The sequence below is a fragment of the Frankia sp. CoBUL1 genome, from assembly GCF_978021245.1.
Genome location: NZ_CDXDOS010000142.1, coordinates 1 through 3,088 on the forward strand (window position 1 = coordinate 1; position 3,088 = coordinate 3,088).

Genomic DNA, 3,088 nt, shown 5'->3' on the forward strand with positions numbered 1-3,088 from the left:
GGGTTCCCGGGCGGGGTATCCGTGCGGGGTGGAACTCTGATCGGTCAACGTGGCCCTGTCCTCATCGGTGTCCATACCAGTGGCGGCCGCGGGGCACGGCACCATGCCCCCACGCATGTCCGGCGGGTGCGGCTCCCGCGTCGATCGGCCAGACTAGGGCACTCTGGCCTCGAAAACCCGCACACCCGCCGCATCGGGGTCACCGGACCGGGAAGGACACCCTTCGTCCCGATCTGATCACCGTGATCTGATTGCCGAGCACGCGCGTGAACGTCCAGGTCGGGTGCGGTTCCAGGCGATACGGCGGAGATCCGGAAGGTCGTGTAGGGCACGCCGCGGATGGGTGGCCAGCTTCGAGGTAGCCGGCAATGGCATGCTGGATCGGGACATCCATGCCGATCGGTGAGTACCTTCGCCGGATCTGGCGCGGGGCCCGCCGCCGTAGTGATCACCCGTTGTGGTCACCGGTCCCTGATCAGTTCCCCACCGTTGTGGAGAGGAAGAGCCCATGGCCGTCGAGGTTGGCTCCGTCGCCCCGGACTTCTCGCTGAAGGACCAGAACAACGAGGTTGTCACGCTGTCCGCGTTCCAGGGTAAGCGCAACGTGGTCCTGTTGTTCTACCCGTTGACCTTCACCGGCGTCTGCCAGGGCGAGCTGTGCTCCGTGCGGGACGATCTCGCTTCGTTCCAGAACGACGACGTCCAGGTGCTGGCCGTGTCGGTCGACTCGCCGTTCGCCCACAAGGTCTGGGCCGACCAGCAGGGCTACGAGTTCCCGCTGCTCGCCGACTTCTGGCCGCACGGCGCCGTCGCGAGCGCGTACGGCGTCTTCAACGCGGAGCGGGGCATCTCCCTGCGGGGCACCTTCGTCATCGACAAGGAGGGTGTTGTCCGCTGGAAGGTCGTCAACAACATCCCCGACGCGCGGGACCAGGCCGAGTACCTCAAGGCGCTCGCCATCCTCTAAGATCGTCCTTGCGGGAGTCGGCCTGCGTCTGGGGAGTCGTGGAGGGCCGGCTCCCGCCGGGGCTCGCCGCTGCGTAGTCTTAGTCGACCTCGTCATCTCCCGGGCGCGTAGCTCAGCGGGAGAGCGCTCGCCTTACAAGCGAGTGGTCGCAGGTTCGATCCCTGCCGCGCCCACGGGCTGGTTCCGCATGCTTGTTGATCTGCGATCAACTGCGCCAGCAGCCGCGATGCTAGTCGGGAGACGACCCCCCGACCCCCCGACGGGGCGCCTCTGGGGCCGGGAAATCCGGCCGTTTGTAGCAACCGGTGTAGCCGCCTGCCGGGCCGCCGTCGGGGGGAGTGGGGCATCTCAGCCGCCGATCAGATGATCGTCGAGACGGGTGAGCGCGGCGTGCTTGGCCGCCACCTCGCCGCGAACGACGGTCCGGCCGGCCCGGCCGAGTTGGAACGCTCCCACGTCGAAGCCTTCCTGGCGGGCTACGCGGCCACCCACGCCCCGGCAACCGTGTCCCTCGTCTTCCGGGCGTTGCAGCAGTTCGGCCAGTGGCTCGCCGAGGAAGAGGATCTCGACCGGTCGTCGCTCGACCGGATGCGCCCGCCCGTCGTCCCCGAACAGCCGGTGCCCGTTCTCACCGACGATCAGATCCGGACTTTGCTCGCCGGCTGTGCCGGCCGGGACCTGGTGTCCCGCCGCGACGAGGCGATCATCCGCCTGTTCATGGACACCGGTGCGCGTCGCGCCGAGATCGCGAACCTCACCGTCGAAGACGTCGACTTCACCCAGGACGTGATCCACATCGTGGCGAAGGGCCGCCGGGCCCGTGCCGTCCCGTTCGGGAGCAAGACGGGGATCGCGCTCGAGCGGTACGTGCGGGTGCGCTCCCGGGACCGATGGGCGGCGAAGAGGATGCCCTGTGGGTGGGGGAGAAGGGCCGCGGGCCGTTCAGCGCCGACGGCATCCGGCAGATGCTGTGGCGCCGCGGCGAGGCAGCCGGCATCAAGGGGCTGCACCCGCACCAGTTCCGGCATACCGCTGCGCATACGTGGCTCGCGGCCGGGGGAGCCGAAACGGATCTGATGAGGAACATGGGATGGCAGAGTCCGGCGATGCTCCGCCGCTACGGGGCCTCGGTCGCGGACGAGCGTGCCCGGGAGGCGCACCGGCGCCTCAGGTTGGGAGACCGGCTGTAGCCGGCCCGGCGCCGATCTGGACGGCTCTGCGGCGATTCGGCCCCGGGTGTTTCCCGTTCGGGACGGGCCAGCGACCCCGGGAGGCCGGGCCGGCACACCACGCACGGAGGATGGGCGGCGTGAAGATCCGGCTCGAAGGCAGCGAGGAACAGTGTGTCCGCGCGGCGACCGTGCTCGCCGAGGTCATGGATGTGATCAGGGTGTCGTCCCCGGAGGGGGACCGTCGGTACAGCGCCGTCCGGATGCATCTCGAAGTGCGGCTTCGGGCTGGCGGCCGCGGCGAGGCGGAGGACCCGGCCGCGTAAAGCCTGTTCGGCACGTTCCGCCAGGCCTCGTGGCCTGCTGCGCACGGCCCGGCCGGTCGGTGATCGGAATCTGGGTCCGGTCATCCTCACGGCGTCCGTCTGGCGGACGTTGTCACTGTGTCAGTCCCGGGTCCAGCGGCTACCGGTCCATCGCGAGCGGCTGGGCCAGATCTCGTGGTTCGGGTCCCACCATGAGGACATGGAAGACGTTCGCGACGCGCAGGCCATAGATGCGGATCGGGCCGCCGTCGCCGAGCCGCCACACGAAATCTTGGTCGTCGAGGCCCAGTGCCGCCCAGCGGCGGTTGGCCTCCTTGGCCGGGAAGCCGTGGGGCAGCTCGTATCGCTTCCCCTTCGTTCCGATGCCAGCGAAGATCTCATCCGCCGTCATCGATTCGAAGTTGGTCAGGTGGCCTATGACCTCCGGCCATACCTTGGCCGTGAGCGCCCAGGGGCCTTCGCGGTCGGCGAGGTTGAACCGCCAGCAGATCCTCTCGTGGCTCGTGTCGGCGCCTGGCACTGTCAAAGCGCGGCGAGGTGCCACATGTGATCGAGACGGGATCTCGACCGACGGGATCTTCGCCGATCGCTTCTTGCCCATCAGTCTTCTGGAACCGTCGAGCCCC

The 3,088-nt window shown here is 68.8% G+C and carries 4 protein-coding genes, 1 tRNA gene and 1 pseudogene; 5 read left to right on the forward strand and 1 reads right to left on the reverse strand.

The window, feature by feature from the left end; translation table 11 throughout:
* Positions 1–508: 508 nt before the first annotated feature.
* The 5 genes and pseudogenes from AC08OX_RS11510 to AC08OX_RS11530 all read left to right on the forward strand — a co-directional run bounded on the left by AC08OX_RS11510 (position 509) and on the right by AC08OX_RS11530 (position 2,462).
* A complete protein-coding gene (locus AC08OX_RS11510) occupies positions 509–967 on the forward strand; it encodes a peroxiredoxin (RefSeq protein WP_476607812.1) in 459 nt (152 codons plus the stop codon).
* A gap of 101 nt (positions 968–1,068) precedes the next feature.
* Positions 1,069–1,140: transfer RNA gene (locus AC08OX_RS11515), tRNA-Val, on the forward strand.
* A gap of 415 nt (positions 1,141–1,555) precedes the next feature.
* Positions 1,556–1,786 (forward strand): annotated as a pseudogene (locus AC08OX_RS11520) (tyrosine-type recombinase/integrase); the annotation flags it as partial.
* 146 nt (positions 1,787–1,932) lie between these two features.
* Entirely contained in the window at positions 1,933–2,157 is a 225-nt protein-coding gene (locus AC08OX_RS11525) for a tyrosine-type recombinase/integrase (RefSeq protein WP_476607813.1), read from the forward strand.
* A gap of 119 nt (positions 2,158–2,276) precedes the next feature.
* Positions 2,277–2,462, forward strand: coding sequence for a hypothetical protein (locus tag AC08OX_RS11530; protein ID WP_476607814.1), 186 nt, complete (start codon positions 2,277–2,279; stop codon positions 2,460–2,462).
* 139 nt (positions 2,463–2,601) lie between these two features.
* On the opposite strand, the gene AC08OX_RS11535 is transcribed toward AC08OX_RS11530, so the two are convergent.
* Positions 2,602–3,088 (reverse strand): hypothetical protein (locus tag AC08OX_RS11535; protein WP_476607815.1); only part of this gene is annotated, 487 nt, incomplete at its 5' end.

What these genes read in the sequence shown, in the direction of transcription:
- AC08OX_RS11510 (WP_476607812.1), top strand. Translation starts at nt 509, where the DNA reads ATGGCCGTCGAGGTTGGCTCCGTCGCCCCGGACTTCTCGCTGAAGGAC.
- AC08OX_RS11525 (WP_476607813.1), top strand. Translation starts at nt 1,933, where the DNA reads ATGCTGTGGCGCCGCGGCGAGGCAGCCGGCATCAAGGGGCTGCACCCG.